This is a genomic window from Streptomyces ambofaciens ATCC 23877 (genome assembly GCF_001267885.1).
GTDB lineage: Bacteria > Actinomycetota > Actinomycetes > Streptomycetales > Streptomycetaceae > Streptomyces > Streptomyces ambofaciens.
Window position 1 is genome coordinate 7,967,308 of record NZ_CP012382.1, and the last position, 25,245, is coordinate 7,992,552.

The 25,245-nt window shown below is 71.8% G+C and carries 21 protein-coding genes; 9 read left to right on the forward strand and 12 right to left on the reverse strand.

All coding sequences use genetic code 11. The features are described 5' to 3' along the window. The first annotated feature begins 36 nt into the window (after positions 1–36). Positions 37–579, forward strand: a complete 543-nt coding sequence (locus SAM23877_RS34605; protein WP_053141759.1) for a hypothetical protein — start codon at positions 37–39, stop codon at positions 577–579. A 461-nt stretch (positions 580–1,040) separates the two neighbouring features. Continuing rightward, on the forward strand, positions 1,041–3,725 hold the full coding sequence (locus tag SAM23877_RS34610) for a SpoIIE family protein phosphatase (protein WP_053141761.1): 2,685 nt from the start codon (positions 1,041–1,043) through the stop codon (positions 3,723–3,725). A 184-nt stretch (positions 3,726–3,909) separates the two neighbouring features. On the opposite strand, the gene thrS is transcribed toward SAM23877_RS34610, so the two are convergent. The 3 genes from thrS to SAM23877_RS34625 all read right to left on the reverse strand — a co-directional run bounded on the left by thrS (position 3,910) and on the right by SAM23877_RS34625 (position 6,455). Continuing rightward, positions 3,910–5,145: a threonine--tRNA ligase gene (gene thrS, locus SAM23877_RS34615; protein ID WP_053141763.1), complete on the reverse strand. Its 1,236-nt coding sequence runs from the start codon at positions 5,143–5,145 to the stop codon at positions 3,910–3,912. Positions 5,146–5,436: 291 nt separating this feature from the next. Beyond that, entirely contained in the window at positions 5,437–5,847 is a 411-nt protein-coding gene (locus SAM23877_RS34620) for a DUF6069 family protein (protein WP_053141765.1), read from the reverse strand. Then, positions 5,844–6,455 (reverse strand): TetR/AcrR family transcriptional regulator, encoded by a 612-nt coding sequence (locus tag SAM23877_RS34625; protein WP_053141768.1) that lies wholly within the window; start codon positions 6,453–6,455, stop codon positions 5,844–5,846. Before SAM23877_RS34625 ends, SAM23877_RS34620 begins: the two co-directional genes overlap by 4 nt. A gap of 255 nt (positions 6,456–6,710) precedes the next feature. Here SAM23877_RS34625 and SAM23877_RS34630 point away from each other — a divergent pair, with 255 nt between their 5' ends. Beyond that, positions 6,711–7,832 carry a cation diffusion facilitator family transporter gene (locus tag SAM23877_RS34630; RefSeq protein WP_053141770.1) on the forward strand — a complete coding sequence of 374 codons (1,122 nt, stop codon included), beginning with the start codon at positions 6,711–6,713 and terminating at the stop codon, positions 7,830–7,832. Between the two features lie 12 nt (positions 7,833–7,844). Then, a complete protein-coding gene (locus SAM23877_RS34635) occupies positions 7,845–8,498 on the forward strand; it encodes a class I SAM-dependent methyltransferase (RefSeq protein ID WP_053141772.1) in 654 nt (217 codons plus the stop codon). Between the two features lie 796 nt (positions 8,499–9,294). On the opposite strand, the gene SAM23877_RS34640 is transcribed toward SAM23877_RS34635, so the two are convergent. The 5 genes from SAM23877_RS34640 to SAM23877_RS34660 all read right to left on the reverse strand — a co-directional run bounded on the left by SAM23877_RS34640 (position 9,295) and on the right by SAM23877_RS34660 (position 14,921). Beyond that, the gene (locus SAM23877_RS34640) at positions 9,295–10,113 is read right to left on the reverse strand and encodes an ABC transporter ATP-binding protein (protein WP_053141775.1); all 819 of its coding nucleotides are present in this window, start codon (positions 10,111–10,113) and stop codon (positions 9,295–9,297) included. Continuing rightward, complete coding sequence (locus SAM23877_RS34645; protein WP_053141777.1) at positions 10,100–11,149, reverse strand: taurine ABC transporter substrate-binding protein; 1,050 nt, start codon at positions 11,147–11,149, stop codon at positions 10,100–10,102. The genes SAM23877_RS34640 and SAM23877_RS34645 overlap by 14 nt, the downstream gene beginning before the upstream one ends. Before the next feature lie 55 nt (positions 11,150–11,204). Then, entirely contained in the window at positions 11,205–12,065 is an 861-nt protein-coding gene (locus SAM23877_RS34650; protein ID WP_053141778.1) for an ABC transporter permease, read from the reverse strand. A gap of 352 nt (positions 12,066–12,417) precedes the next feature. After that, positions 12,418–13,554, reverse strand: coding sequence for a homoserine O-acetyltransferase MetX (gene metX, locus SAM23877_RS34655; RefSeq protein ID WP_107408699.1), 1,137 nt, complete (start codon positions 13,552–13,554; stop codon positions 12,418–12,420). A 5-nt stretch (positions 13,555–13,559) separates the two neighbouring features. Continuing rightward, positions 13,560–14,921, reverse strand: coding sequence for a bifunctional o-acetylhomoserine/o-acetylserine sulfhydrylase (locus SAM23877_RS34660; protein ID WP_079030600.1), 1,362 nt, complete (start codon positions 14,919–14,921; stop codon positions 13,560–13,562). A 594-nt stretch (positions 14,922–15,515) separates the two neighbouring features. Here SAM23877_RS34660 and SAM23877_RS34665 point away from each other — a divergent pair. Next, on the forward strand, positions 15,516–16,724 hold the full coding sequence (locus SAM23877_RS34665) for a S8 family peptidase (protein WP_053141780.1): 1,209 nt from the start codon (positions 15,516–15,518) through the stop codon (positions 16,722–16,724). 142 nt (positions 16,725–16,866) lie between these two features. Here the strand turns inward: SAM23877_RS34665 and SAM23877_RS42210 are convergent, their stop codons facing one another. Next, positions 16,867–17,040 (reverse strand): hypothetical protein, encoded by a 174-nt coding sequence (locus tag SAM23877_RS42210; RefSeq protein ID WP_425314795.1) that lies wholly within the window; start codon positions 17,038–17,040, stop codon positions 16,867–16,869. 97 nt (positions 17,041–17,137) lie between these two features. On the opposite strand from SAM23877_RS42210, the gene SAM23877_RS34670 reads away from it, so the two are divergent. Together SAM23877_RS34670 and SAM23877_RS34675 are read left to right on the forward strand one after the other, a co-directional pair. Further along, complete coding sequence (locus tag SAM23877_RS34670; protein WP_053141782.1) at positions 17,138–18,058, forward strand: LLM class F420-dependent oxidoreductase; 921 nt, start codon at positions 17,138–17,140, stop codon at positions 18,056–18,058. A 371-nt stretch (positions 18,059–18,429) separates the two neighbouring features. Then, complete coding sequence (locus SAM23877_RS34675; RefSeq protein ID WP_053141784.1) at positions 18,430–19,698, forward strand: sulfite oxidase; 1,269 nt, start codon at positions 18,430–18,432, stop codon at positions 19,696–19,698. Between the two features lie 523 nt (positions 19,699–20,221). Here SAM23877_RS34675 and SAM23877_RS34680 read toward each other — a convergent pair. Next, positions 20,222–20,797, reverse strand: coding sequence for a TetR/AcrR family transcriptional regulator (locus SAM23877_RS34680; protein WP_053141786.1), 576 nt, complete (start codon positions 20,795–20,797; stop codon positions 20,222–20,224). A gap of 104 nt (positions 20,798–20,901) precedes the next feature. Here SAM23877_RS34680 and SAM23877_RS34685 point away from each other — a divergent pair, with 104 nt between their 5' ends. After that, positions 20,902–21,753: an SDR family oxidoreductase gene (locus tag SAM23877_RS34685; protein WP_053141788.1), complete on the forward strand. Its 852-nt coding sequence runs from the start codon at positions 20,902–20,904 to the stop codon at positions 21,751–21,753. Between the two features lie 250 nt (positions 21,754–22,003). Here SAM23877_RS34685 and SAM23877_RS34690 read toward each other — a convergent pair whose 3' ends face one another. Next, positions 22,004–22,678, reverse strand: coding sequence for a TetR/AcrR family transcriptional regulator (locus tag SAM23877_RS34690; protein WP_053141790.1), 675 nt, complete (start codon positions 22,676–22,678; stop codon positions 22,004–22,006). A gap of 424 nt (positions 22,679–23,102) precedes the next feature. On the opposite strand from SAM23877_RS34690, the gene SAM23877_RS34695 reads away from it, so the two are divergent. Further along, entirely contained in the window at positions 23,103–24,029 is a 927-nt protein-coding gene (locus tag SAM23877_RS34695) for an oxidoreductase (protein ID WP_053141792.1), read from the forward strand. 167 nt (positions 24,030–24,196) lie between these two features. Here the strand turns inward: SAM23877_RS34695 and SAM23877_RS34700 are convergent, their stop codons facing one another. Then, positions 24,197–25,213, reverse strand: coding sequence for an NADPH:quinone oxidoreductase family protein (locus tag SAM23877_RS34700; protein ID WP_053141794.1), 1,017 nt, complete (start codon positions 25,211–25,213; stop codon positions 24,197–24,199). Positions 25,214–25,245: the final 32 nt, after the last annotated feature.

The window sequence follows — 25,245 nt, forward strand, 5'->3', positions numbered from 1 at the left end:
GGGGACTCTCGGCGCGCCCCCTCTCAGGAGGCGGTGATGCGGACGAAAACCTCCGGGGTGACGGTGCGGCGCTGCGCGTCGATCGACGTGATCCTGCGGCAGCACCGCATCGCTCTGGGCGCCGACTTCCACACCTATCGCCACCACGTCTACCGCGGCCTGAACTACCAGTTGGCGCTGCTCGGGCGGGACCGCCCGTCCACGACGATGCAACTTGCCTGGGCTGTGCACGACTTGGGTATGTGGACGGCCGGGACGTTCGACTACCTCGGGCCGTCGGCCGGGCTCGCCCGTCGGCACGCCCCGGCCGTGGGTCGGGTGGACCTCCCGCTCGCCCTCACCATGATCGCGACGCATCACCGGGTGCGCTCCGTGCCGGACCCGGAGGTCGAGACGTTCCGTCGTGCGGACCTGGTCGACGTCCTGCACGGCCTGCCCCCGACAGCGTCGGGACGTGTTCCGGTGCGGGCCGTGACCCGCGTCTTCCCCTACCTGGGCCTTCACCGGTGCCTGCTGCGGCGGGCCGCGGCGTACGCGTGCCGGCACCCCCGTAAACCACTGCCGATGGTGCGCTGGTGAGGGCGAGGAGCGCGGGGCGCGGCCGGGCCCCGGCGCGCCCCGCCCCGGCTCAGGCGTGGGCGAGGGCCCAGTCGAGTGCACGGTCGGCCACTTCCTGCCAGCCCTCCCGGAGCGGCCTTCGCGCGACAGGGGTTGTGATGGATCGCAGTGATCGTGCCGGTGATCCGGGTCCTGGGCTTGCTCTTCCGATCCGCGGACAGCGGCGGCCCGGAGCGCCGCTGGTGCCGCTGGTGCGAAGCCGCCCGGAGCCACTCCGGGTGAAATGGACTGAACACGGTGACGGCCGGCAGCAGGGCGAGAAGCGGGGGCCAAGGCCGCCGTCCGCCGCACGGCCTCCCTCTCGGCCCAGCCGTGCACGGCGTGCGTCGAGGGCGCCCCGCCGGCCCGGCGCCCGTGCCGGTGTGCTCACCCGTCTGCCGGGCACGGCCGCGAGGTGCAGGCGCCTGCGGCAGACTGAGGGCATGGGCGACCTCAAGGGCGCGGGGGCGTCGTCGCGACGGTTGCCGCGGCGGCCGCAGAGCGTGGCGGAGGCGCGGCGCTTCGTGCGGGCCGCTGTCGACGGGGTCGCGCCGGTCCTGGCGGACACCGTCGAGCTCCTGGTGAGCGAGCTGGTGACGAACGCCTTGCTGCATGCCCGGACGGACGTCGACGTGTCGGCCCGCGTCGAGGGCGGCACGGTCCATGTGCGCGTACGGGATCAGCGGCCGGACCGGAAGCTGCTGCCGCAGGAATGCCCCGCGTACACCGGAACGGGACAGGGACTCGCCGTCGTCGGCCGACTGGCGTCCCGGTACGGTGTCGAGGCGGACGAGGTGAGCAAGACCGTCTGGTTCGAACTGGGCCCCGACGGAACGCCGTCGCGGGTGGCTGACTGGGGGTCCGCCGAGCCGTCCGACTCCGGTGAGCATGTGACGCTCATCGACATGCCGGGCGCGCTGTACGTCGCGTCCCAGCAGCAGCGTCACACGCTGCTGCGCGAGACGATGCTCGCCGCGGCCGCCGGCTTCGATCTCGGCGTGCCGCCGGAGGACCTCACCACCGCCCAGGACGTGAGCAACGTGATCAGCGCGCGGGTGACGGCCGCCCTGCGCCGGGAGCCCGCCGGGAAGGAGGCTCCCTCCCTCTCCGTGCGGCTGCCGGCGGACGCCGGGCCGGCCGTGGACACCCTGCGCCGCGTGCTCGGCCTCGCCGAGAAGGCGGCCCGCGACGAGCATCTCCTCACCCTGCCGGCACTTCCCCGCAGCGGTGTCTTCCAGCAGTGGCTGTTCGACCAGATCGTCGGCCAGCTCGCCGGCGGCCCCGCCACCGCGTGGACCATGGTGCCGCGCGAGCCCGGCGCCAGCCCCGTGGAGCTGGTGCCGTGGGACGCCGCGCAGGTGCGGTCCAGTAGGGTCCCGACCATCGCCGCCGACGAGCGCAACCGCATCATCGCGGCGAACGGACCGGCGGCGGACCTGCTCGGTTGGCAGGCGGACGACCTCACGGGGCGGCCTCTCACCGCGCTCATCCCGGAACATCTGCGCGAACGCCATCTCACGGCTTTCACCGCCCTGTTGCTCAGCGGGCAGCCCCGGATCCTGGGCCGCTCGATCCCGCTCCCGGCGCTGCACCGCGACGGCGGTCTGGTCCCCGTCCGGTTGTTCATCCAGACCCAGGAGACGACCGACGGCCACACCGTCTTCGTGGCACAGCTGACCCCCAGGGCCTCCGCGCCCCCCGCTTCGGCCAAGCCGCCTGCCGGCCGTAACCGGCCGGCTGCGGTGCAGGACCCGCGCGGCACGCCCTCGACCGTGCCGGGAGGCGAAGCTGTTCTGGATGGCATCCCCGACGGTGCGGTGGCAGGGGCCCCGAGGAACGCCCCGGACGACGGCGGCCTGTCGGCCCTGGAACGCCTCTCCCTGCTGGTCGCCACGAGCGCCGCGATGAGCAACACCCCCGACACGGAGGAGGGACTGCGCGGCGCGGGCAGGATCATGACCGAACGGCTGGCCGACTGGTGTGCCGTGGACCTGTTCGCGGAGGACGCCCAGGTGGAACGGATCTGCGTCGTCCACCACACCCCTCAGGGTCTCGGCCCCGAGCGGTACGAGGGCCTGCTCCCGCCCGTGACCGATGCCGCCCGCGGCCCCTTGGCCCGTGTCCTGCGCGGAGCCGGCCCCTTGCTGCTCACCGGAGCTCCGCCACCGGGCCAGGCGGCGGGCCCCCTGGACACGCACTACCTCGATCTGCTGGGACATCTGCGCGCCCACAGCGCCATCGTCGCCCCGCTGCGCGCGCGGCGTCAGGTCATCGGAGCCCTTACCGTGGCCCGCGGCGACGGGCGGCAGCCCTTCACGGAGGAGGACCTGTCCCTGGTCGACGAACTGTGCCGTGGCCTCGCCCTGGGCGTGGACAACGCCCGTCTGTACCAGGAGACCCGCAACATCGCCGAGCGACTCCAGCGCTCACTGCTACCGGTACTGCCGAACGTGGAACACCTCCAGCTGGCCGCCCGTTACGCAGCGTCCTCCACGACCGCCCAGGTCGGTGGGGACTGGTACGACTGCTTCGTCGTCCCCAAGGGTGACACGGCGCTCGTCATCGGCGACGTCACCGGGCACGACCTCGACGCGGCCGTCGCCATGAGCCAGCTGCGCAGCATGCTGCGCGGTATCGCGGTCGACCGCCAGGAGCCCCCGGAAGTAGTCCTGCGCCGCCTGGACATGGCCAACCACACGCTTCACCGGGAGGCCACCGCCACGTGCATCTACGGTCTCGTCCGCAGCGGTACGGACGGCCCCTGGGAGCTGGTGCACTCCTCCGCCGGGCACCTGCCGCCGCTGCTGACCGCCCCGGACGGCCGGACCCGTTATCTGGACGCCGGCTCGGGACTGCTGCTCGGCTTGGACCCGGGCGTGCCGCGTCCCAGCGCGACGGACCTGATCCCGCCTCACTCGACCCTGCTGCTGTACACCGACGGGCTCATCGAACGGCGTGGGGAAGCCCTGGACGCCGGGATGGAGCGTCTCCGCCGCTGCGCCTCCGACCTGGCCCGTGAACCCCTCGACGTGTTCTGCGACGAGTTGCTCATCGGTCTCGGCGCCGACAACGACGACGACATCGCCGTACTCGCCGTCCGCCCCGCGCCGCCCGACGCCCCCGGCTGAGGCGGCGGGGGTGCGGTACGCCGCCCCTTGGCGAGGCCCGAGCCGGCCCGCTGATGCTGAGGGCCAAGTCGAGACACACCGGGCCGGAGAACGTCCGCCGTCACCTCGCGCCCTCGTCCGACCCCTCCGCGCAGGGCACCAGGCTCCTCGCGCGCCCGGCATCAGGTGCTGATCGGGACACCTGTCACGAGGTGGCGTGGGCCCACAGCTCGGTGCTGTGGGCCCCGATGAGAGCGCTGATGTGGGGGAGTACCTCACCGACCGGCTGTGGGTCGATTCGGCGTCCGTCACGCAAGCGCAGTGCGACGTGGTCGTCCGCGGCCTCCCTGGCTCCGATGACGGCTTGGTAGGGGACCAGGCGGGCCTCTCGGACACGGGCGCCCAGGCTGCCGCGTTCCGGACCTGCGATCTCGGCACGCAGTCCGAGGCCGGCGGCTCGCTCGGCGAGGGCCGCGGCGTTCGGCCACTCGGTGTCGGAGATCGGGAGAACCACCAGCTGAGTGGGGGCGAGCCAGGCCGGGAAGGCGCCGCCGTGCTGTTCGATGAGATGGGCGACGGCTCGCTCCACACTGCCGATGATGCTGCGGTGGACCATGACCGGGCGGTGCTTGCCGCCGTCCGCGCCGATGTAGTGCAGGTCGAACCGCTCGGGCTGGTGGAAGTCGACCTGGACGGTGGACAGGGTGGACTCCCTGCCGGCGCCGTCGGTCACCTGGACGTCGATCTTGGGGCCGTAGAAGGCGGCCTCCCCCTGGGCCGCCTCGTAGGGCAGGCCGGAGCGGTCGAGGACGTCGGTCAGCAGGGCGGTGGACCGCTGCCACTTCTCGGGGTCGGCGACGTACTTGGCACCAGGCCCCGGAAGGGAGAGCCGATAACGGGTGGGGGTGATGCCCAGCGCCTCGTACGCCTGGCGGATCATCTCCAGCGCGGCCTGCGCCTCCCCGGCGACCTGGTCCAGGGTGCAGAAGATGTGCGCGTCGTTGAGCTGGATGGCGCGTACGCGGGTCAGCCCGCCGAGTACGCCGGAGAGTTCGGAGCGGTACATGCCGCCCAGTTCGGCCATGCGCAGGGGCAGTTCGCGGTAGCTGTGGGAGCGGGAGCGGTAGATCACCGCGTGATGGGGGCACAGGCTCGGCCGCAGGACGACCTGCTCACCGCCGAGGTCCATCGGGGGGAACATGTCGTCGCTGTAGTGCGCCCAGTGGCCGGAGATCTCGTACAGCTCCCGCTTGCCGAGGACCGGTGAGTACACGTGGCGGTACCCGGCTCGCCGCTCGGCGGCACGGATGTACTCCTCCAGGCTGTACCTCACGGCCGCGCCGTCGGGCAGCCAGTACGGCAGCCCGGCGCCGATGAGCGGATCGGTGTCGAACAGGCCGAGTTCACGGCCCAGTTTGCGGTGATCGTGCTGGGTGGCCATCGCGGTCTCCTTGCTGGTGGCGGAGCAAGTGACCAGGCCTACGACGAAGCCCCGGGGCACTTGCCCCGGGGCTTCGGATCAGATCGTCTGTCAGCGCGCCGGGACACTCTCCGGCGTCGTCGTCATGGCAGCGCGCTTCATGCCGCAGACGCTAGCAGGACGCAGCGACGTCCGCACGGTCATTCCTCGTCACATCCGGGCTGCGAGGTGGTGGGTCCGGCTGTCGTTCGCGACACCTGGCAGGGCTGTCCCCTCTGCCGCTGTTCGCGGCGTACTCGGTAATGGCGGCGGTCACCCCCTGGCCGTACCGGCTCCCGCCCCGGAGGACCTGCTGCCCAGCCCCGGGATCAGCACCGCCGCCACCGCCAGGTGCATCAGAGCGAGGGAGACTCGGCTGCCGCCGTCCATGCCGTCGCCGGTGAACGGCAGGAAGGACACGGCCAGTACGGCGCCGGCCACCCCGGTCCAGATGGCATGGGCGCGCCGCACTCCGAACCGCTCCAGGGCGGTCAGCAGTCCCCAGCCGGAGAGCGACGCGAGCAGGGCGACGACCGCCACGGGCGCGGCGCTGATGTCGAGCGTCTGATCGCCGTCGGCGATCTGCAGCCGGTGCCCCAGCAGTGGGTCCGCGACCAGCCAGACCAGCACGGGGGCGAGGACGGCCAGGGCCGTGACCCCCAGGCGCCTTCTGCGTGCGCTCATTCGGCACCCCCCGAGAGCGCTCCGTGCAGGAAGACCTCCACCAGCTCCTGCGGGGTCAGGTCGGGCTCGTCCTCCGTACGCGGCTGGGTGAACAGCAGCCCGAAGAAGAGGGCCGCGATCTGCTCCGGCGGCCGGCGCAGCGCGGCCTTCTCGGGCTCCAGCAGCTCCGCGAGGGCTTTGCGGATACGGGTCGTCGACTCGTCGCGGCCCGCACCGCGCACAGTGCCGGGGTGCTTGCCGCCGCGATGCCCCAGCGAGCCGAGGATCGCGCCCATCCGGGACATGTGCGCTTGCAGAGCCTCGGCCGCCTCCGCGAGCCGGTCGGGCAGCGGCTGGGACACGTCGATCGCGTCGAGCTCGCGGACGGCGTGCTCGGGGGAGAGCGCCTCGGCGACGCACGCCTGCAGCAGCTCGTCCTTGTCGGCGAAGACCCGGAAGATCGTGCCCTCGCCGATGCCCGCGGCACGGGCGATCTTCGCGGTCGTCACCGCAGCCCCGTACTCGGCGATCAGGGGGATCGCGGTCTGGACGATCATCGCGCGGCGCTCCTCCGGTGTCATCGCGGGGGCACGGCGGCGGGGCGTCTGGCTCTCCTTGGGTGCTGTCATGCTCGCCAGCCTATGGAGTGAGCACTCACTCCGTCAATGAGTGAGTGCTCACTCCGTTTGTCGTCCGAGACCGTCGCGACACCGACGGCGGGGGAGAGGAGCGGCTTTCCAGACGTGAGGGCCATGGCCGAGACGGTGTGAGCCCGACGATGTCGGCCAGTTGCCCCCGACGGGCTGTTGCGAGCGCATCGCACCTGGTCACGCAGCGTATGACGGCTGTAGCCGCGATCGAATCCGTGTGCCACGGTGAGCCGTATGGAGGGGAATCAGAACACCCACACACACGACCGCCACGCTCACGGACACCCCCACAGTCCGCCCGGTGCGGACCGCGGGCATGACCACGGCGCCTCCCGGTCGGCGCGTCTGCGGCATCAGCTCGCGCACCTGCTCAGGCCGCACAGCCACGAGGCCGCCGACAAGGTCGACGCGGCGATGGAGACCTCCCGTGAGGGCATGCGCACCCTGTGGATCTCACTGCTCGTCCTCGGCATCACCACCGTGGTCCAGGGCGTGATCGTGGCCATGTCGGGGTCGGTGGCCCTTCTCGGTGACACCGTCCACAACGCCGCCGACGCTCTGACCGCCATCCCGCTCGGGATCGCGTTCCTCCTCGGCCGGCGGCCCGCGAACCGCCGCTACACCTACGGCTACGGCCGGGCCGAGGACCTCGCGGGCATCCTCATCGTCGTCACCATCGCCGCATCCGCGGCGCTGGCCGCCTACGCAGCCGTCGACCGCATGCTCAACCCCCGCGATGTCACCCACCTCTGGGCCGTGGCCGGCGCTGCACTCGCCGGCTTCATCGGCAACGAATGGGTGGCCCGCTACCGCATCCGCACCGGCCGCCGCATCGGCTCCGCGGCCCTGGTGGCCGACGGCCTGCACGCCCGCACCGACGGCTTCACCTCCTTGGCCGTCCTGCTGGGCGCCGCCGGCGCCGCGCTCGGCTGGCGCGCAGCCGACCCCGTCGTGGGCCTGCTCATCACCCTCGCCATCCTCATCGTCCTCAAGGACGCCGCCCGCGAGGTCTGCCGGCGCCTGATGGACTCCGTCGACCCCACCCTCGTCACCACCGCCCACGCCGCCCTGCACCGCGTCGACGGTGTCCTGGACACCGGGAAGGTACGGATGCGGTGGATCGGCCACGCCCTGCGCGCCGAAGCCGACATCGTCGTCGACGCCGGACTGACCGTCGTCCAGGCCCATCACATCGCCGTCGCCGCCGAACACGCCCTCCTCCACGCCGTGCCCCGGCTGACCGCCGCCACCGTCCACACCGACCACACTCCCGTCGAAGGCGACCCGCACGCCACCCTCGCCCACCACACCGCCCGCCCGGTGCGTGCGGCCCGGCTCGCTGTCAGTGACCACTGACAGGATCACCGGATGACGAACTCCGCCGCCATCACGGCCTACTGGGACGCCGCAGCCGACGCCTTCGACGAAGCACCCGACCACGGACTGACCACAGCACACACCCGTGCCGCCTGGGCCTCCCGCCTGGCCTCCTGGCTGCCGGCCACCCCGGCGAGCGTGCTGGACGTGGGCTGCGGAACCGGCTCCCTGTCCAGGCTCGTCGCCGAAGCCGGCCACCAGGTCACGGGCGTCGATCTCGCACCGAAGATGGTCGAACAGGCGCAGGGGAAGCTGCGGGCAGCCGGCCTGGAGGGCCGTTTCCTCATCGGTGACGCCGCCGATCCGCCCACCGGCGACGAGCGGTACGACGTCCTGCTCTCCCGGCACCTGGTGTGGACCCTGCCCGACCCGCAGGCAGCCCTTCACCAGTGGACCGCCCGGCTCCGCCCCGACGGCCTGCTGATCCTGGTCGAAGGCCGCTGGCGCGAAGCCGGACAGAGCGGCGTCCCCTACGTGGCCGGCGCCGAGACCCTGCCCTGGCACGGCGGCGTCACCGCCGAAGAACTCACCGCCGCCGTACGCCCGCTGGTCACCGACGTCCGTGTCGAGGCCCTCAGTGACGACCCCGACCTGTGGGGCTGCCCCGTCGCCGACGAACGCTACGCGCTCATCGCCCGAGTCTGACCAGCCTCCGTGCAGCTCGGCGCCCGGCATCACCAGCCGGTGTCGACGTCACCCGGGACTCCGCGGGTCGCCGCCCGCTGGTACCTGTCTCCCGCCGACACCCCGCGCTGCGAGCCGGGCCCGACAGGCCGACCGACGTCAGCCACCCTCCACCCGGGCCCCTCTTTGAGGTGACCCTGCCGCGCGGCACCACCGTGGCGGCTCCACGCCGGCGCACAGTGGGCCGGTGTCATCACGCCCACTGATCCTGCTGCTCCTGGTCCTGTTCAGCGTCACAGGCTGCGCCACGGTGACGTCCAGCTCAGCACCGTCCGACGATCGCCCGCAGGGTGTGCGCGGCCCGGCTGTCCCGGACCGGCCGGCATCGGCAGCGCCGACGGTGTCGGTGGCTCCGCCCTCGGGGCGGTCCGCGCTGGTCCGGATCGGACCCGACCGGCCGCGACGCACACCCGAGCCGGCCCCGGCTCCCGAGCGCCACACCCACGCGCCCGTACGGGCGCCGCGCCCGGCGGTGCCGGCCGAGCGGCCCGCACCTCGAGTCCGCCCGGTGGCCCCCGAGCAGCACGCGCAGCCTCGCGTGGGACCTCGCCCGAAGACGCGGCGCCCGGTCCCGCGGGTGCCGCCGGCCCGGCCGCAACCGCGTGAGCAGATGCGGGATCTGTGCGCCCGCGCCGACGGGGTCGCGTCCTCGGAGGTCGTGGGCCTCTGCCACCAGACCTGGGGGTAGAGCGGTGGGACGCGGGGCCGCGATCCCGACTGCGGCAAGGTCGAGGTCCTTCGTCGATCGTTCGCGGTGTCAGGCCGCGGCGGCGGTCTTCACGGCGTGGGCCACCCGGGCCCGCAGTGCGGCGAACTCGCGTGACGCGCGCAGCTCTTCGGCGTCCACGTCGCCGCGCGGCAGGTCGATGGGCAGGTCCAGGGCGACGGTTCCCGGTCCCTTGGTGAGCACGACGATGCGGGAGCCGAGGAACACCGCCTCTTCGGCGGAGTGGGTCACGAACACCGTGGTCCGCCCGGTCTGCGTGGCCACTCGGCGGACGTCCTCCTGCAGCCGTTCCCGGGTCAGCGCGTCCAGTGCCGCGAACGGCTCGTCGAGCAGGAGGAGCGGGTGCTCGGCGGCGAGAGCCCGGGCGATCGCGACGCGCTGCTGCTGTCCGCCGGAGATCTCCCAGGTGCGGCGTTTCTCCGTGCCCTCCAGGCCGACCCGGGCCAGCAGCCGCGCCCGGTGCTCGGGCCACCGGGCGCGGTCGACGCCCGCGTACCGCAGCGCCAGGTCGACGTTGCCCCCCACGGTCCGCCAGGGGAACAACCGGGGCGTCTGGAACACCACGCCGGCCGCCCCACCGGGCCGCGGCTGGGCGCCGGACACCCGTACGGCGCCGTGCGTGGGCCGCTCGAACCCGGCGATCAGTCGCAGCAGCGTGCTCTTGCCGCACCCGGAGGCTCCCACGAGGACGAGGAACTCACCGGCGGGAACGGTCAGGTCGACCGGTCCCACGGCGGTGACCGTCTCACCGACGCGGCCGTAGCGGTGGACGACGTCCTCGAGCCGGACCGCGCCGTCGTGTCCGGTCGTCGTGCTCTCGGCGGTCGTCGCCGTCTCACTTGAGGACATCGGGCAGCCCCTTGACGTAGAAGGCGTCGCGGATCGCTGCCGCGGACGGCGCGGCGTCGATCTGCTTCTGACCGGCCAGGAACCGCGCGGTGTCGGTGACGTAGGACAGCAGCCTGCCGGGGTTGCCGTCGGTGCCGAGCCAGTCGGGCGAGGTCACCTGCTCGGGGGTGAGGAAGACGCCCTGAGCGAGTTGGGCCCGGGCGTCGGTCTTGCTGATGCCGAGTTCGGCGGAGACGGCGTCGACCGCGCCGTCGGGGTCGGACTTGAGCAGCCTCAGCGCCTCGGCCTCGCTCTTGCGCCAGGCCTCGATCGCCTTCGGGTCCCTGGCGATCAGGTCGTCCGACACCACGGCCAGGTCCAGGGTCGGCTTGCCCGCGGCGCCGACCTGCTTGCTGCTGGTGAGCTGCCTCCCCGTCTTGCGCAGTTCGTCCAGGGTCGGCAGCCAGACGTAGGTCGCGTCGATGTCGCCCCGCTGCCAGGCGGCGAGGATCGCCTGCGGCTGGAGGTCGACGAGCTTGACGTCCGAGGCCTCCAGTCCGGCCGTCTCCAGCGCCGCGAGCAGACTGTAGTGCGAGGTGGAGGCGAAGGGCGTGGCGACGGTCCGCCCCTTGAGACCGGCGACGTCGGAGACGCCGGTGTCCTTGCGGGCGACCAGCGCCTCGTTGTCGCCGGCGACGTCGAGGATCCAGGCGACCTTGTACGGGATGGGGGAGGCCCCGGACAGGCCCCGGGCGAAGGGGCTCGACCCGAGGGCGGCTATGTCGAGGGCCTTGCCGAGGAAGGCCTGGTTGACACTGGCACCGGAGTCGAACTTGATCCACGTGATCTCGTAGCCGGGCAGGGCCTTCTCCAGCAGCTTCCTGTTCTTCACGATCAGGTCGCCGCTGGGGAAGGCGAAGTAGCCGATGCGCAGCCTCTTGGCACCGCCGGACGATCCCTCGTCGTTGGACGAGCAGCCGGTGACGGCGGCGGAGGCGACGCCGAGGGCACCGGCGAGCAGCAGCCGGCGGGAGGGGCCTTCAGGGACACGGGACATCAGGAGGCCGTTTCTGTGCAGTGGGCGGGCGAGTGGGGCAGGGAGGGACGGGCGGTCACACGCGGCCGCGCCAGGGAACGACGGTGCGTTCCAGCCGCAGCAGCAGGCCGTCGATGAACAGACCGGAGACGCCGATGGCGATGATGCCGACGAGCACGACCGGGGTGTTGTTGTAGTTGGCGGCGTCCTTGACCATGCCGCCGATGCCGGGCAGTCCGTTGACCAACTCGGCGGCCACGAGCGAGGAGTAGGCCACGCCCACGGCCAGCCGGACGCCGGTGAGCGTCTCGGGCAGGGCGGACGGGACGAGGACGTCCCTCACCACGTCCCAGCGCGAGGCACCGAGGGCGCGGGCCGCCTCGATCAGGCTGCTCGGTACGGCGGCCACGGCCGTGGTGGTGGAGACCGCGACGGGCGGGAAGGCCGCCACCGCCAGCAGTGTAATCTTCGGTTCCTCGTTGATACCCAGCCAGATGATGAGGAGGGAGAAGTACGCCAGCGGCGGCAGCGTCCGCAGGAACGTGATCCAGGGCTCGAACAGCGAGCGCATCCAGCCGACGGTCCCCATGAGCAGCCCGAAGACCACTCCGGCGCCTATGCCGATGCCGGCCCCGAACGCGATGCGGCGCAGGCTGATGCCGAGGTGTTCCACGAGGTAGGTGCCGTTGTAACCCCGTACGCCGTCGTGCGTGGTGGACACGTTCACGAACGCGTCCCAGACCTGGGCGGGCGGCGGGACCAGCGTCTGGCTCCACGTCCCGCCGGCGGCGAGCAGTTGCCACAAGGTGAGGAACAGCAGGAGCGAGCCGAGGGGCAGTGCGGCCCGGCGGAGCCGGGCCGGGGTGCGGGGGTGGCGTGGCGGCGGCTCCTTGCCGATACCGGCGCGGGGCGCTTGCGGACGTGTTGCCGAGGACATGGGACGGTCTCCATGGGGGCGCCGGGGCGCGGCAGGCGAGGTGCCGTGCTGGACAGGCATGAGCGGACAGCCCTGAGCGGGAGCGGATCAGGGCGAAGAGAACTGTCCCGTCACGAGGAGCGGGTGCGGGACGTCACCGGCGCCGGCGGGACCACCGGGCGGCGGGAAGCGTCAGGGACGCGTCTTCAGCGACAACACGAAGCCGGGCGTCGGCACAGGTCGATGACCAGGCGTCGCACCAAGGGCTCGTGATTCATGGGGCCCATTTCTACAGCAGCCCCCGACGGCCTACCAAGAGCCGTCCCACGTTCTGGGACAGGAGCTGAGACGGTGATCCCGGGGTGAGGGCCGGTCAGGCGAGCAGTTCGCCCACCAGCGCGGCGACCTGCTCCACCTCGATGAGGAAGCCGTCGTGGCCGTGGGCGGACTCCACGATCCGGAGGCTGTCGGACGTGCGGATGCCCGCCGCCAACTCCGCCTGCTGCGACAGCGGGTAGAGCCGGTCGGAGTCGACCCCGGCCACCAGGGTGTCGGCGGTCACCCGGCTCAGGGCGGCGCGCACACCGCCCCGCTCGCGGCCGACGTCGTGGCTGTTCATGGCCTCGCACAGCACGACGTAGCTGCCCGCGTCGAAACGGCGTGCCAACTTGTCGGCGTGGTGGTCGAGATAGGAGTCGACCTGGTACCGGCCACCCGACCACGGTTCCTCCCCGGCTTGGGCGGAGCGGCCGAAGCGGGTATGGAGCTCGGGCTCGCTGCGATAGGTGACGTGGGCGAGGCGCCGGGCGAGGCCGAGTCCGGTGTGCGGCCCGAGTCCGGTGGCGAGGTAGTGACCGTTTCGCCAGTGCGGGTCGGAGCGGATGGCGCGGGTCTGGATGCCGGCCCACGCGATCTGCTCGGCGCTCGCGGCGGCCGTCGTGGCGAGCAGCAGGAGCGCGCCCGTCCGTTCGGGATGCGTCACGGCCCACTCCAGCGCCCGCATGCCACCCATCGAGCCGCCCACCACCAGGGCCCAGCGCTCGACGCCCAGTGCCTGCGCCAGGCCGGCCTCGGCGGCGACCTGGTCGCGCTGGGTCAGGTAGGGGAAGTCGCCGCCCCAGGGGCGTCCGCCGGGGCGGGCGGAGGACGGCCCCGTACTGCCCTGGCAGCCGCCGAGGACGTTGGGGGAGACGACGAACCAGCGGTCCGTGTCGAGCGCCCGTCCCGGCCCGACGAGCCCGTCCCACCAGCCGGGCGTCGGATGGCCGGGCCCGGCGGGGCCGGCCACGTGGCTGTCACCGGTGAGGGCGTGCAGGACCAGCACGGCGTTGGAGCCGTCCGGTGCGAGTCGTCCCCAGGTCTCGAAGGCCAGCCGCAGGCCGGGGAGCCGGCCGCCCGCCTCCAGCCGGAGCGGTGTCTTCGGCTCGTACCACTGGCGGCGGCCGGGCGGGTCCCCCTCCCGCCAGGCCCCGGAGGCGGGCGGGAGGGGGACCCGCCCGGCCCTCGTCACGGTGTTCAGGAGGCGCCCTTCGCGGCGCGGAACCCGGCCTCCAGGTCGGCCTTCAGGTCGGCGAGGTTCTCGATGCCCACCGAGAGGCGTACCAGGCCGGGCGAGGCGCCGGTGGCCGCCAACTGCTCTTCGTCCAGTTGGCTGTGGGTGGTGGACGCGGGGTGGATGATGAGGCTGCGGACGTCGCCGATGTTGGCGAGGTGGCTGAACAGTTCGACGGCGTCCACGAAGCGCTTCCCGGCCTTGACACCGTCGCGCAGTTCGAAGGCCAGGACCGCGCCCCCGCCGCGCGGGAGGTAGCGCTGCCCGGCGTCGTACCAGCGGTTGGAGGGCAGTCCCGGATAGTGGACGGCGGCGACCTCGTCGCGCTGCTCCAGCCACTCGGCCAGGGCCTGGGCGTTGGCGGAGTGCCGCTCGATGCGCAGGCTGAGTGTCTCCACCCCCTGGAGCAGCAGGAACGCGGAGTGCGGGGAGAGGGCGGGGCCCAGGTCGCGCAGCAACTGGACACGGAGCTTGACGGCGAAGGCGCCGGGTCCCAGCGCGGGCCAGTACCGGAGGCCGTGGTAGCTGGGGTCGGGCTCGGTGAAGCCGGGGAAGCGTTCGGCGTGGGCGCCGAAGTCGAAGGTCCCGCCGTCGACGACGACGCCCCCGATCGTCGTCCCGTGGCCGCCGAGGAACTTGGTGGCCGAGTGGACCACGATGTCGGCGCCGTGCTCGATGGGCCGCAGGAGGTACGGGGTGGGCACCGTGTTGTCGACGATCAGCGGGACGCCTGCTTCGTGGGCGACGTCCGCCACGGCTCGGACGTCGAGCACGTTGCCGCGCGGGTTGCCCAGCGTCTCGGCGAACAGGGCCTTGGTCCCGGGCCGGATCGCCGCCCGCCAGGCCTCGATGTCGTCCGGGTCGTCGACGAACGACACCTCGATGCCGAACCTCGGCAACGTGTGACGGAACAGGTTGTACGTGCCGCCGTACAGGGAGGCGCTGGACACGATGTGGTCACCGGCGCCTGCCAGGGTCAGGACGGCCAGGGTCTCCGCCGCCTGTCCGGATGCCAGAGCCACCGCCGCGACGCCGCCCTCCAGCGAGGCGACGCGCTGCTCGAAGACGTCCTGCGTGGGGTTGTGGATACGGGTGTAGATGTTGCCCGGCTCGGCGAGCGAGAACAGGTCGGCGGCGTGCTGCGTGTCCTGGAAGACGAACGACGTGGTCTGGTAGATGGGTGTCGCCCTGGCTCCGGTCGCCGTGTCGGGCGCGGCACCCGCGTGAAGCTGCCTGGTCTCGAAGGACCAGCCTGGGGCGTCGGGCTCGGCCGGCGCTCCCTCGGGCGTGTGACCTGCGGTGACGGAGTCGATCGGCTGGCTCATGGTGGTGCTCCTTGGTGCGGACGTGGGGCGAATGACGGCGCGCGTGACGCGGCGTGGGCGCCGCGAACGAGCGGCACGGCGTGCGGATCACGCGGCGTGCCGGTGGCGTGGGCGATGAACCGCGGCACCGAGGCACGTGCCGGGACGAGGGCGGCCGTCGGTGTGGCGCGGACGGGAGGCGAAGGGCGCGACTGGCCTAACGGCCCGTGGCTTTCAGGCGGTACAACCCGTGGTGGTGACACGCGCGTGGTCGACGTGGCGGCGGGTCACGAGCACGGTCATGCGGCCAGGTAAGCACACGCCGACACCGAAGGACCAGTAGAGCGCGCGTCGTTGAGGGCGCCGCCATACGTCCGCAACAAAACCGCCATGAACGCGGTGGCCCGCTAGGCCGCTCACGGTTGTGTCGTGCGCATGGCAAGTGTGTTGATGGTTGGTCAACTGCCTTGCTCTGAAGATCTGTTGTAGGCAACCGTTGATCTCAGTCCGGAGCGGAACGCCATGGCCCCGGCAGGGGTGCGCGATCACGCGCACCCGCCCCCACAGACGCGCGCCCCGCCCAGGCGCGCGCCGCCAAGAGGAGGATCCCTCGTAATGGCACAACCGCGTAGCAAGAGAATACGGTTCGCCGCGATCGCCGCTGTCGCGGCGAGCACCTTGGCCGGCGGCCTCACCGCCGTCCCCGCACAGGCCGCTCCCGCCGAGGGCAGGGTGCTCGGTGCCGGCTCGCCCACGGCGGTCCGGGACAGCTACATCGTGACGCTCCGGAAGGACGCCGGATTCAAGGCCTCCTCGACCACAGGCAAGAACCTGGTCAAGGAGTACGGCGGCAACGTGAACAAGGCGTTCGGCAGCGCGCTGAACGGCTACACGGCCACCCTCTCCGAGACGGAGGCCAAGCGCCTGGCCGCAGACCCGGCCGTGGCGGTCGTCGAGCAGAACCAACGGGTCAGCGTCACCGACACCACGCAGTCCAACGCGCCGTGGGGCCTCGACCGCATCGACCAGAGCGCACTGCCCCTGTCCCGCACCTACACCTACCCGGACAGCGCCGGCAGCGGTGTCACCGCCTACGTCATCGACACCGGTGTACGCGTCACGCACCAGCAGATCAGCGGTCGTGCCGCCTACGGGTACGACGCCGTCGACGGCGACACCACCGCCGCGGACGGCAACGGCCACGGAACCCATGTGGCCACCACCATCGCCGGAAGCACCTACGGCGTTGCCAAGAAGGCGAAGATCGTCGCCGTGCGGGTGCTGGACAACAACGGATCCGGGACGACCGCCGGAGTCATCGCCGGCATCGACTGGGTGACCCGGAACCACTCCGGCCCCTCCGTCGCCAACCTTTCGCTCGGCGGCGGCGCCTCCGCCACGCTGGACGCGGCCGTGCGGACCTCCATCGCGAGCGGCGTGACGTACACGGTGGCCGCCGGCAACAGCAACGCCAACGCCTCCTCCTACTCCCCGGCCAGGGTCACCGAGGCCCTCACGGTCGGCGCCACGGCCAACACCGACGGCCGGGCGAGCTACTCCAACTACGGCTCCGTGCTCGACCTCTTCGCCCCGGGGTCCTCCATCACGGCCGGCTGGCACACCGGCGACACCGCGACCAACACGATCTCCGGCACCTCCATGGCGACCCCGCACGTCGCCGGAGCCGCCGCCGTCTACCTGGCCAACCACGCCTCCGCCACCCCGGCACAGGTCGCCACGGCCCTCGTGAACGGGGCCACCCCCGGCAAGGTCACCAACCCCGGCTCGGGATCGCCCAACCGGCTCCTGAGGCTCGTACCGTGACCCCCTCGCCGCTCTCCTCGCCCACGAACCGCCCGTCGTGAGCACGGTGCCTCGGAGGCCGCCCCGCCTCCGAGGCGCACCGTTGCCCGACGCCGGAGTACCGTCCCGGGCGCGGGTGTCGCGTCGCGGTGGCGTGCGACGGTCAGACCGTGGGCGATGCACACCAGCGCGAGCCCCAGTTCGTCCCGCAGCTGGTCGGGGCAGTGTGGTGGGGGCTCTGCCCCTCGATCGCGGTGAGCAGGGGAGCGGCGAGTGCGACAGGTACGAGCAGCGCCACGACGGATGCCGCGGCGAGGGCGGCGCGCTGTGCCCGCAGCCGCCGCCGGGACGCCGAAGATCGCCTTCACAATCCCGCAACGAAGCTGTCATGGGGCACGGGGAATCGGCGCCCCTGGGGCCGGGTTGGCCCAGTCATGACTGTAGGAGTGGCTATCGACGCGGCGAACGCCGTCAATCAGATCGACGCCAGTGTGCGACTCGCCGGGGAGGCGGCGGAAGCCGGGTTGAGGTCGGTCTGGTTCGGCCAGACCTTCGGCGCGGACTCACCCCAGCTCGCCGCGCTCGTCGGACGTGAGGTGCCGGACCTGCACGTGGGCACGTCCGCCATCCCCGTCTTCGGACGTCACCCGCTCACCGTCGCCGGCCAGGCCCTCACGGCGCAGGCGGCCACGCACGGCCGGTACCACCTCGGACTCGCGCTCGGCACCGCGCTGCTCACCGAGCGCGGCTTCGGCATCCCCTACGAGCGGCCCATCCGCCGACTGCGTGAGTTCCTCACCGTCGTACGGCAGGTGACCGACACCGGCACGGCCGAGTTCCACGGCGAGCTGCTCACCGCCACCACCCCGGTGCCCGCACGGGTGCCGGGAGCGGAGACCAGGGTCCCGCTCCTGGTCGCCGCGATGGGTCCGCAAGCACTGAGGGCGAGCGGCGAACTCGCGGACGGTATCCTCCCGTACCTGGCCGGTCCCCGCGCCCTCGCCGAGCACATCGTCCCGGCCGTCACGGCGGCGGCCGAGTCCGCGGGCCGCCCGGCCCCCCGTATCGTCGCGATCGTGCCCGGCGTCGTCACCGACGACGTGGCCGCGGCACGCGAGAAGGCCGGTGAACAGCTCGCCTTCTACGAGCAGTTCCCGTCCTACGCCCGGGTCATCGAACTCTCCGGTGGGCGGCGGGCGGTCGACATCGCGGCGATCGGCGACGAGTCGGCCGTCGCGGCCGAAGTCCGGCGTTACCGGGACGCCGGGGCGACCGAGGTGGTGTTCACCACGACAGACATCACGGGCGAGGCCGACCGGCGCCGTACCTGGGAACTCCTCGGCAGTACGGGATGACCGCAGACACGGAACCGCTGCGTGCGGTACGTCGGGGCTGGTTCGGCTCCCCGGCCTCCGTCCTCCGCGGACTGGCAGCCTCAACTACCAGCAGGAGAAGCGTCGTTGACATGCTCCGTGTCGGGTGGTTGTATCCCGTCATGCCTCGCACGGAGCCCCTGACCCGTCGGCGCGCCGTGGACCTCGTCCGCGTGGCCGCCGCGCTGTGTCGGTTCCCCGGCTGACCGATCTTCTCAGGTTCACTTCTCCGACGGCCGTGTCACGCGACGGTGCCGACGCCACTCACAGGCCTGCCCGGCGACATGGCTCACACGTCGGCCGGGCCGCTTCGGCCGTGCCCTCCTACCCACCTACGCTCGACGAGGACTGCCATGCCCGCTGCCGGCAACGCCGCCCACGAGACCGCTTACGACAACCGCAGGCTGCGTCAGTGGCTCGCCGGAGAGGCCAGAGCGGACGGGGTCACGCGCCGCCGACTGCTCACCTTGCTCGCCGCGACCACCGCCGCCACCGCGCTCCCCGCGACCGCCCCGGCCCGCGCCGCCGACTCGCCGATCGTCAAGCCGTTGCCGCCCGACTGGTTCATCCAGCGCGGCACCAACGCAGAAACCCGCTGGGAGGCGCTGCACGGTACCGGCCACCACACTCCCAACGAGCTGTTCTTCGTCCGTAACCACACGGCGACACCCGTCCTGGACGCCGCCGACTGGCGACTGAAACTGTGGGGCGACGGACTGCGCGGCAGGCCGGCCGAGGACAAGCCGGTGGAGTTCGGGTACGACGATCTGCGAGCCCTACCGGCCGTGACCCGTACCGCCTATGTCGAATGCGCGGGAAACGGCCGCAGCCACTACACGACGCAGCAGGGCGAGTCGGTCACCGGCACCGCCTGGACGCTGGGCGCGATCGGCGTGGCACGCTGGCGCGGCGTGCGCCTGGCCGACGTACTCCGCAGGGCCGGGCTGTCCCCTCGCGCCGTGGACGTGCAGCCCCGCGGCCTGGATGCCGAGTACGTCAGCGGTGGCGAGAGCCTCGGTCGGGTGCGTCGTCCGCTGCCGCTGAGCAAGGCGCTGGACGACGTGCTGCTCGCGTACGAGATGAACGGCGAGCCGCTGCCGTACGACCACGGGTACCCGGTGCGGGTGCTGGTGCCCTCGTGGATCGGTATCGCGTCGATCAAGTGGGTCGGCGACCTTCAGGTCTCGGCGCAGCCCCTGTACTCGCCGTGGAACACCACCCTTTACCGGCTGTTCGGCCCCGCCCATCCGGAGGAGGGGAGCGCGCCGCTCACCCGGCAGACGATCAAGAGCGCCTTCGAGCTGGCGAACGGCGCGACGATCCCGGTGGGCGAGAACCAGGTGCTGCGCGGCCGGTCCTGGTCGGGCGCGGGCGGCGTCGCCCGGGTCGACGTCAGCACCGACGGCGGAGCGAGCTGGCGGCGCGCCCGGCTGCACGACCGGCCGCGCCCCGGCACCTGGACCCGCTGGTCCCTGCCCTGGACACCCGTCACGCCCGGGGCGACACAGCTGCTCGCCCGCGCCACGGACACAGCGGGCCGTACCCAGCCGGACTCCGCCGCCTTCAACGCACAGGGCTACCTGTTCGACGCGGTCGTGCGGCACCCGGTGACCGTGGCCTGACGCCGCTCGCCCGGGGGTCCGCGCTGGCTGTCAAGGAGAGGCGGCACACGTGCCCCGATGCCGCGCGGCGAACGGGCGGCCTCCCGGAGTTCGTCACCCTCACCTCGGGACGAGGCTTCGACCATGCGGTCATCGGCCGGGATGAGGGTGCCGTCCACGATCCACAGCCGCTACGCCACGCTGAGCGGCGGATGCTGCCCCCGCGACCGTCCAGATGGCCATGCCCCACTGGCAGAGCGCGGAGACGAGGCCCACCACAAGGCGCACGTACTTGTCCGGGCCGTTCGTGAGCCACACGGTGATGCCTGACGCTCCGGCCGCGGTCGACAGGGCCGCCGGCACGCGCAGCCGGGGCTGCTACGTCGGCCGGGCGCGTGAAGCCGTCGATGCGCTCGTGGCCGACAGCCACCAGCCGATCCCGAACAACGCGAGGAACCCCACCTCTGACTTGAACATGATCAACACCCTGGGCGGAAGAGGGGTCCGCCGGCCCAAGGGTGCTCGAGTTGACGCGCGCTGGGGTTCAGCGAGCGGTCGAGTCCTTGGTCAGCGCGTCCATGAAGAGGTCGACGAGCGGGCGGGCTTGCTCCTTGGTGCCGTGCTGCACGGAATAGGCGATGCCACCCATGAGGAGCAGGACATCGTCCGGGGCGACGTCCGTTCGTAGGCTTCCGTCCCGGGCGCCGGCCGTGAGGAGGGTGGCGACGGCGTCGGTGAGGAGTGCACGGCTGTCGGAGTAGGGGTCGACGCCGGAGGCGATGACCGCATTGAGGGCTTCGGACATTCCGCTCTTCGCCGTGGCGTAGTGGATGAAGTGTTCCATCCACAGCCGGGTGGCCTCGGCGGCCGAGTGCCGGGTGAGGAGGTCGTCCACCTTCTCGCACACCTGGGTGAGTTGGCGCCGGTAGGCGGCGTCGATGAGGACTTCCCGGGTCGGGAAGTGCCGGTAGAGCGTGCCGACACCGACGCCCGCCTGCTTGGCGATGGCGGCAGGCGCGGTGTCCAGCCCCTGTTCGGCGAAGGCCTGCGCGGCGACCTCGAGCAGGCGCTCCCGGTTCTGCAGCGCGTCACTCCTGGTGCGGCGGGGCGTGGCGGGCATGCGAGTTCCTTCGGTGTGTCGGTCGCCGGTTGCTTTCCGGAATCTGTTCCGCTTAACTCCTAAACGGAACAGATTCCGGTATCACTCTACTCCAGGAGACCCTCATGCCTGCCCCCTCCGACAAGGCCGCACGTCACTGGTTCGTCACCGGAGCCTCCGGTGGACTGGGGCGCCGTCTCACCGAGCATGCCCTGCGGAACGGCGACCGCGTCACGGCGACGGTCCGCCGCCCCGCGGCCCTGGAAGACCTGCGGGAGGCGTACGGCGACCGGTTGACCGTCGAGACACTCGACCTCACGCGGCCGGCCGATGTGGACAAGGTGGTCGCCAGGACTCTCCGGTCCGGGCCCGTGGACGTCGTGGTCAACAACGCCGGATACGCGGTTGTGGGCGCCGCCGAGGAAATGACCGCCGAGCAGATGCGCGACCAGATCGAGGTCCTCCTGCTCGCGCCGATGATGATCACCCGAGCCTTCCTGCAGTCCATGCGCGAGCAGGGCGGTGGCCGGATCATCCAGATCTCCAGCATGGGCGGCCAGATCGGTACCCCTACTCACAGCTCCTATCACGCGGGCAAGTGGGGGCTGGAGGGCTTCACCGAGAGCGTCAGCCGCGAGGTCTCCGACTTCAACATTCACCTCACTCTGGTCGAACCCGGCGCCACCCGCACCGGCTTCGCCTCGGCCCTGCAATACACCACCGAAACGACTGTCTACCGCGACAGTGCCGTCGGCCGGACCCGGCGCTACCTGGAAACCGCAGACGAGAACGTCTTCACCGGCGACCCGGCCAAGCTCGCCGCCGCCATCTACGACACCACCCGCCACCCGAGCCCGCCCCTGCGCCTGACTCTCGGCGCCGACACCTACGGCGCAATCCACGCGGCACTCACCGAACGTCTCACCGCGCTCGAGGCTCAGAAGGAGCTCGCTGAATCTGTCGCGTTCACCCGCTGATCTGTCCCAACGGCACGACCGTCAGGGAAGGTCACCGCCATGGGCTTTGCGCGTCTCTGCGGCTTCGGTGTCCGGAAGTCCGGCACGTCGTGCCACCTGGGGCGCGTCTGCGAGCAGGTCTCGCCCGGAGCGGGAACGAGGCGAGAGAGGCGGTTGCTTCGTAGGGCCGGCGGTCTTGTCGTACCTCGTCGTGACGCGCCACCGCGCGCCGGGCACCGCGGCCCGGCCCACGGCCACTGCCCGCACGGGCTCAGGCGGAGGCGCGGGCGATGGTGCCCGCGGTGAGCGTGGCCAGCATCTCCTGCAGAGCAGTCATGAAGTCCAGCTTGAACGCGGTGAGTGAGGGGTCGGCTTCGTAGGCGGCGAGCATCGCCGGGGAAGGCCGTGCATGGGTCCACACGGCACCGACGGCCATGATCATGGCCGCGGTCAACTGCGGTGCGCTGTTGCCCAGCTCGGGAAGGTGCCGGTGGGTCAACGCCGCGATGTCGGCGACGTTGGCCACGGCCGCGCGCTTGTAGCGGGCGGCCACCTGGGGGGAAACGTTGTGTTCCAGTACGCCCGCCTGCGCGCTCAGCAGGTCGCACAGGATCCGGCGTTGGGCGACGGAGCCCGCGATGACGGCGGCGAACTGCTCTGCGCGCCGGTTCACCGGAGCGTCCTGGTCGATGCCGGCGTGCGCAAGAGCGGGCAAGTCGGCCACCCACTGCCGCCAGGCACGGTCGAGCAGCTCCAGCAGGATCGCCTCACGCGATTCGAAGTAGCGCAGCACATTGGACTTCGCCAGCCCGACGCGGCGGCTCAGCTCGTTCAGGCTGATCTCGCCGATGGACATCTCCTCGAGCATGGCGGCGGTGGTGTCGAGGATGGCCTGGCGTCGTAGCTCACGCTGCTCCTCACTGCGTGCGCGCTGGAAGTTCGTCATGTCCCCAGGTTACAGACTGCCGGTCTTTTGACATCAGACCGACGGTCTTCTACGTTGGGTCCAGCCGAACAGACCACCGGTCTGAAAAGGGGGCGGATCTTGGACCGCGCACCAGGACCGACGCCCTTCGTCGATGCAGTCGTCAACGGGGCTGTCTCGACGTCGTCGGCCAGCTGGACGGACGACACCATCTGGCGCGGCGGCAGCCTGGGAGAACACCGCGGCAACGACGCCTACAGGACGTTCATGGCGGCCCAGTGCCGCCGGTGCCTCCAGGGGCCTGCGCCTGGACCGCGTCCAGGTCGTCGCCGAAGCCACCTTCGCCGAGGACATCCTCGGCATGCTCTTCCAGCTCGACATCACGGCCCTGCCGAGCGCCGCACGACCGAGCACAACCTCAACGAATCCGAGGAGCGTGACAACGGTGAACCACTGGACTCCCGACGACATCCCCGATCAGACCGGCCGCACGGCGCTGATCACCGGCGGGAACAGCGGGATCGGGTTCGAGACCGCCCGCGCGCTCGCCCGGCACGGGGCCCGCGTCATCCTGGCCGGCCGCAGCCAGACCAAGCTGGACCAGGCCGCGGAGGCTGTGCGCGCCGCGACCCCCGAGGCCCGGACGGACACCCTCGTGCTCGACCTCTCCGACCTCTCCTCCGTCCGCGACGCGGCCACCCGCATCGCCGAGACCGAGACGGTTGACCTGCTCTTCAACAACGCCGGCGTGATGAACCTGCCCGAGCGGCGGACCACCCGTGACGGCCTCGAAATGACGGTCGGCACCAATCACCTCGGCCACTTCGCCTTCGACGCCCAGGTCTGGCCCGCCGTGCGCCGCTCGTCCGCACCGCGCGTGATCACCGTCAGCGCCATCGCGGCGCGGTGGCCGATGGGCAGACTGGACGACCTGATGAGCGAAAAGAGCTACCGAGCCATGGGCGCCTACGCCAAGTCCAAGCGCGCCAACATCGTCTACACCCTCGAACTCGCGCGCCGCACCGCAAGCAGCCCCGTCGAGGCGATCGTCGTCCACCCGGGGTCGGCGATGACCGGTCTGCAGCGGCACGGCAACGGCGCTCTGAGCCGTATGGTCACCCCGATCGCCGCACGCCTGCTCATGGGCTCGGCCGGGGGCGCGGCCTGGCCCTCCCTGTACGCGGCGACCAGCCCGGACGTCCGGTCGGGCAGGTTCATCGGCCCCGCCGGACGGGACCAGACCTCCGGCACCCCCAAGCCCGCCAAGCTCCCCACCGGCGCCGACGACCCCGCGGAGGGCAGGCGGCTGTGGGCGGCGAGCGAGCAGCTCACAGATGTCCCCTTCGAGCTCGAAGCCGGGGCCGCCCTCTAGTGTCCGTCAACACAGGCCGCTAGACGGTGAGTTCACGGCGGCGTGGAACGCCGCCGTGAACTCACCGATGAGGAGCGGGAGTCTCCTGGCGCGACCTGCCGGAAGACGTGCCCTGGCCGGGGCGCCCTCGGGCCACAGCGGAGCATTGCGACGAAGTACGGGCGTTCCTAGCGCCAGGGATCGAGGGCCAGCTTGCCCGTGGTCTCGCCCGCTTCGAGTCGCTGGAGCACCGCCGGTCCGTCGGCCAGGGGGTGGACGTGTGGGGTGCCGGGCGGGTAGACGCCGTGGGCGATGAGAGCCTCGATCTCGACGAGCAACGACCGGTAGAGGGACGGCGCCGCGACCGCCAGCGCGCCGATGTGCAGGCCCTTGATCTGGACTTGGTGGGTGAAGATCAGGTCGTGTGTGGTCAGAGTGGCGTCACCGGAGGCGGCGCCGAACACGACGATGCGTCCGGTGAAGGGCTTGGTGACCGACAGGCTGGCCTCGAACGTGGCCTGGCCCACCGACTCCAGGACCAGGTCGACCCCGCCGGTGAGGCGGGTGATCTCCTCAGCCAGATCGGGGCGTCGGCTGTCCAGCACCGCGTCGGCGCCGAGGGCTTTGACGGTGTCGTGCTTCCCGGGCGAGGCCGTCGCGATCACCCGCGCACCGTAGTGGCGGGCGAGGCGGACCGCGGCCTGCCCCACGCCGCCGGCCGCGGCATGAACGAGCACCACCTCACCCGTCTTGATCTCGCCCAACGGCTTCAGTGCCGCCAACGCGGTGGCCCAGTTCAACACCAGACCGAGAGCCTGGGCGTCGCTCCAGCCGGACGGCACAGGAAGCACACCCGCGGCCGGCATCGTCATGTACTGCGCGAAGGCGCCCGGTCCGGCTCCGACGACATGGGTGCCGAGCGGCAGCGGATTCTCGACGTCCGGACCGACCTCCACGATCTCGCCGGCGGCCTCGAAGCCCGCCACGTAGGGTGCCTGTGGGCCTCCGCCGTAGGTGCCGTGGGTCTGCATGACGTCGGCGAAATTGACCCCGGCCGCACCGGTGCGGATCAGGTACTCGCCGGACCCCGGGGTGGGGCGGCGGTGATCCGCCGAGAGAGCCAAGTCCTTCGGCCCCTGGCTCGACTGCTGGACCAAGGCTCGAATGGTCTGCTCAGTGGTGTTCTGTTGCTTGTTGATCTCCATGCACCGACCGTAGGAACCTCACACTTACGTCA

Excerpts from the sequence above, each read along its gene's own strand:
- thrS (WP_053141763.1), bottom strand. The coding sequence starts at position 5,145 with ATGGCCACCCAGCACGATCACCGCAAACTGGGCCGTGAACTCGGCCTG.
- SAM23877_RS34690 (WP_053141790.1), bottom strand. The coding sequence starts at position 22,678 with ATGACGAACTTCCAGCGCGCACGCAGTGAGGAGCAGCGTGAGCTACGA.
- SAM23877_RS34680 (WP_053141786.1), bottom strand. The coding sequence starts at position 20,797 with ATGCCCGCCACGCCCCGCCGCACCAGGAGTGACGCGCTGCAGAACCGG.
- SAM23877_RS34620 (WP_053141765.1), bottom strand. The coding sequence starts at position 5,847 with ATGAGCGCACGCAGAAGGCGCCTGGGGGTCACGGCCCTGGCCGTCCTC.
- SAM23877_RS34645 (WP_053141777.1), bottom strand. The coding sequence starts at position 11,149 with ATGTCCCGTGTCCCTGAAGGCCCCTCCCGCCGGCTGCTGCTCGCCGGT.
- SAM23877_RS34630 (WP_053141770.1), top strand. The coding sequence starts at position 6,711 with ATGGAGGGGAATCAGAACACCCACACACACGACCGCCACGCTCACGGA.
- SAM23877_RS34700 (WP_053141794.1), bottom strand. The coding sequence starts at position 25,213 with ATGGAGATCAACAAGCAACAGAACACCACTGAGCAGACCATTCGAGCC.
- SAM23877_RS34650 (WP_053141778.1), bottom strand. The coding sequence starts at position 12,065 with ATGTCCTCGGCAACACGTCCGCAAGCGCCCCGCGCCGGTATCGGCAAG.
- SAM23877_RS34605 (WP_053141759.1), top strand. The coding sequence starts at position 37 with ATGCGGACGAAAACCTCCGGGGTGACGGTGCGGCGCTGCGCGTCGATC.
- SAM23877_RS34670 (WP_053141782.1), top strand. The coding sequence starts at position 17,138 with ATGACTGTAGGAGTGGCTATCGACGCGGCGAACGCCGTCAATCAGATC.
- SAM23877_RS34610 (WP_053141761.1), top strand. The coding sequence starts at position 1,041 with ATGGGCGACCTCAAGGGCGCGGGGGCGTCGTCGCGACGGTTGCCGCGG.
- SAM23877_RS34685 (WP_053141788.1), top strand. The coding sequence starts at position 20,902 with ATGCCTGCCCCCTCCGACAAGGCCGCACGTCACTGGTTCGTCACCGGA.
- SAM23877_RS34665 (WP_053141780.1), top strand. The coding sequence starts at position 15,516 with ATGGCACAACCGCGTAGCAAGAGAATACGGTTCGCCGCGATCGCCGCT.
- SAM23877_RS34625 (WP_053141768.1), bottom strand. The coding sequence starts at position 6,455 with ATGACAGCACCCAAGGAGAGCCAGACGCCCCGCCGCCGTGCCCCCGCG.
- SAM23877_RS34660 (WP_079030600.1), bottom strand. The coding sequence starts at position 14,921 with ATGAGCCAGCCGATCGACTCCGTCACCGCAGGTCACACGCCCGAGGGA.
- SAM23877_RS34675 (WP_053141784.1), top strand. The coding sequence starts at position 18,430 with ATGCCCGCTGCCGGCAACGCCGCCCACGAGACCGCTTACGACAACCGC.
- SAM23877_RS34635 (WP_053141772.1), top strand. The coding sequence starts at position 7,845 with ATGACGAACTCCGCCGCCATCACGGCCTACTGGGACGCCGCAGCCGAC.
- SAM23877_RS34640 (WP_053141775.1), bottom strand. The coding sequence starts at position 10,113 with ATGTCCTCAAGTGAGACGGCGACGACCGCCGAGAGCACGACGACCGGA.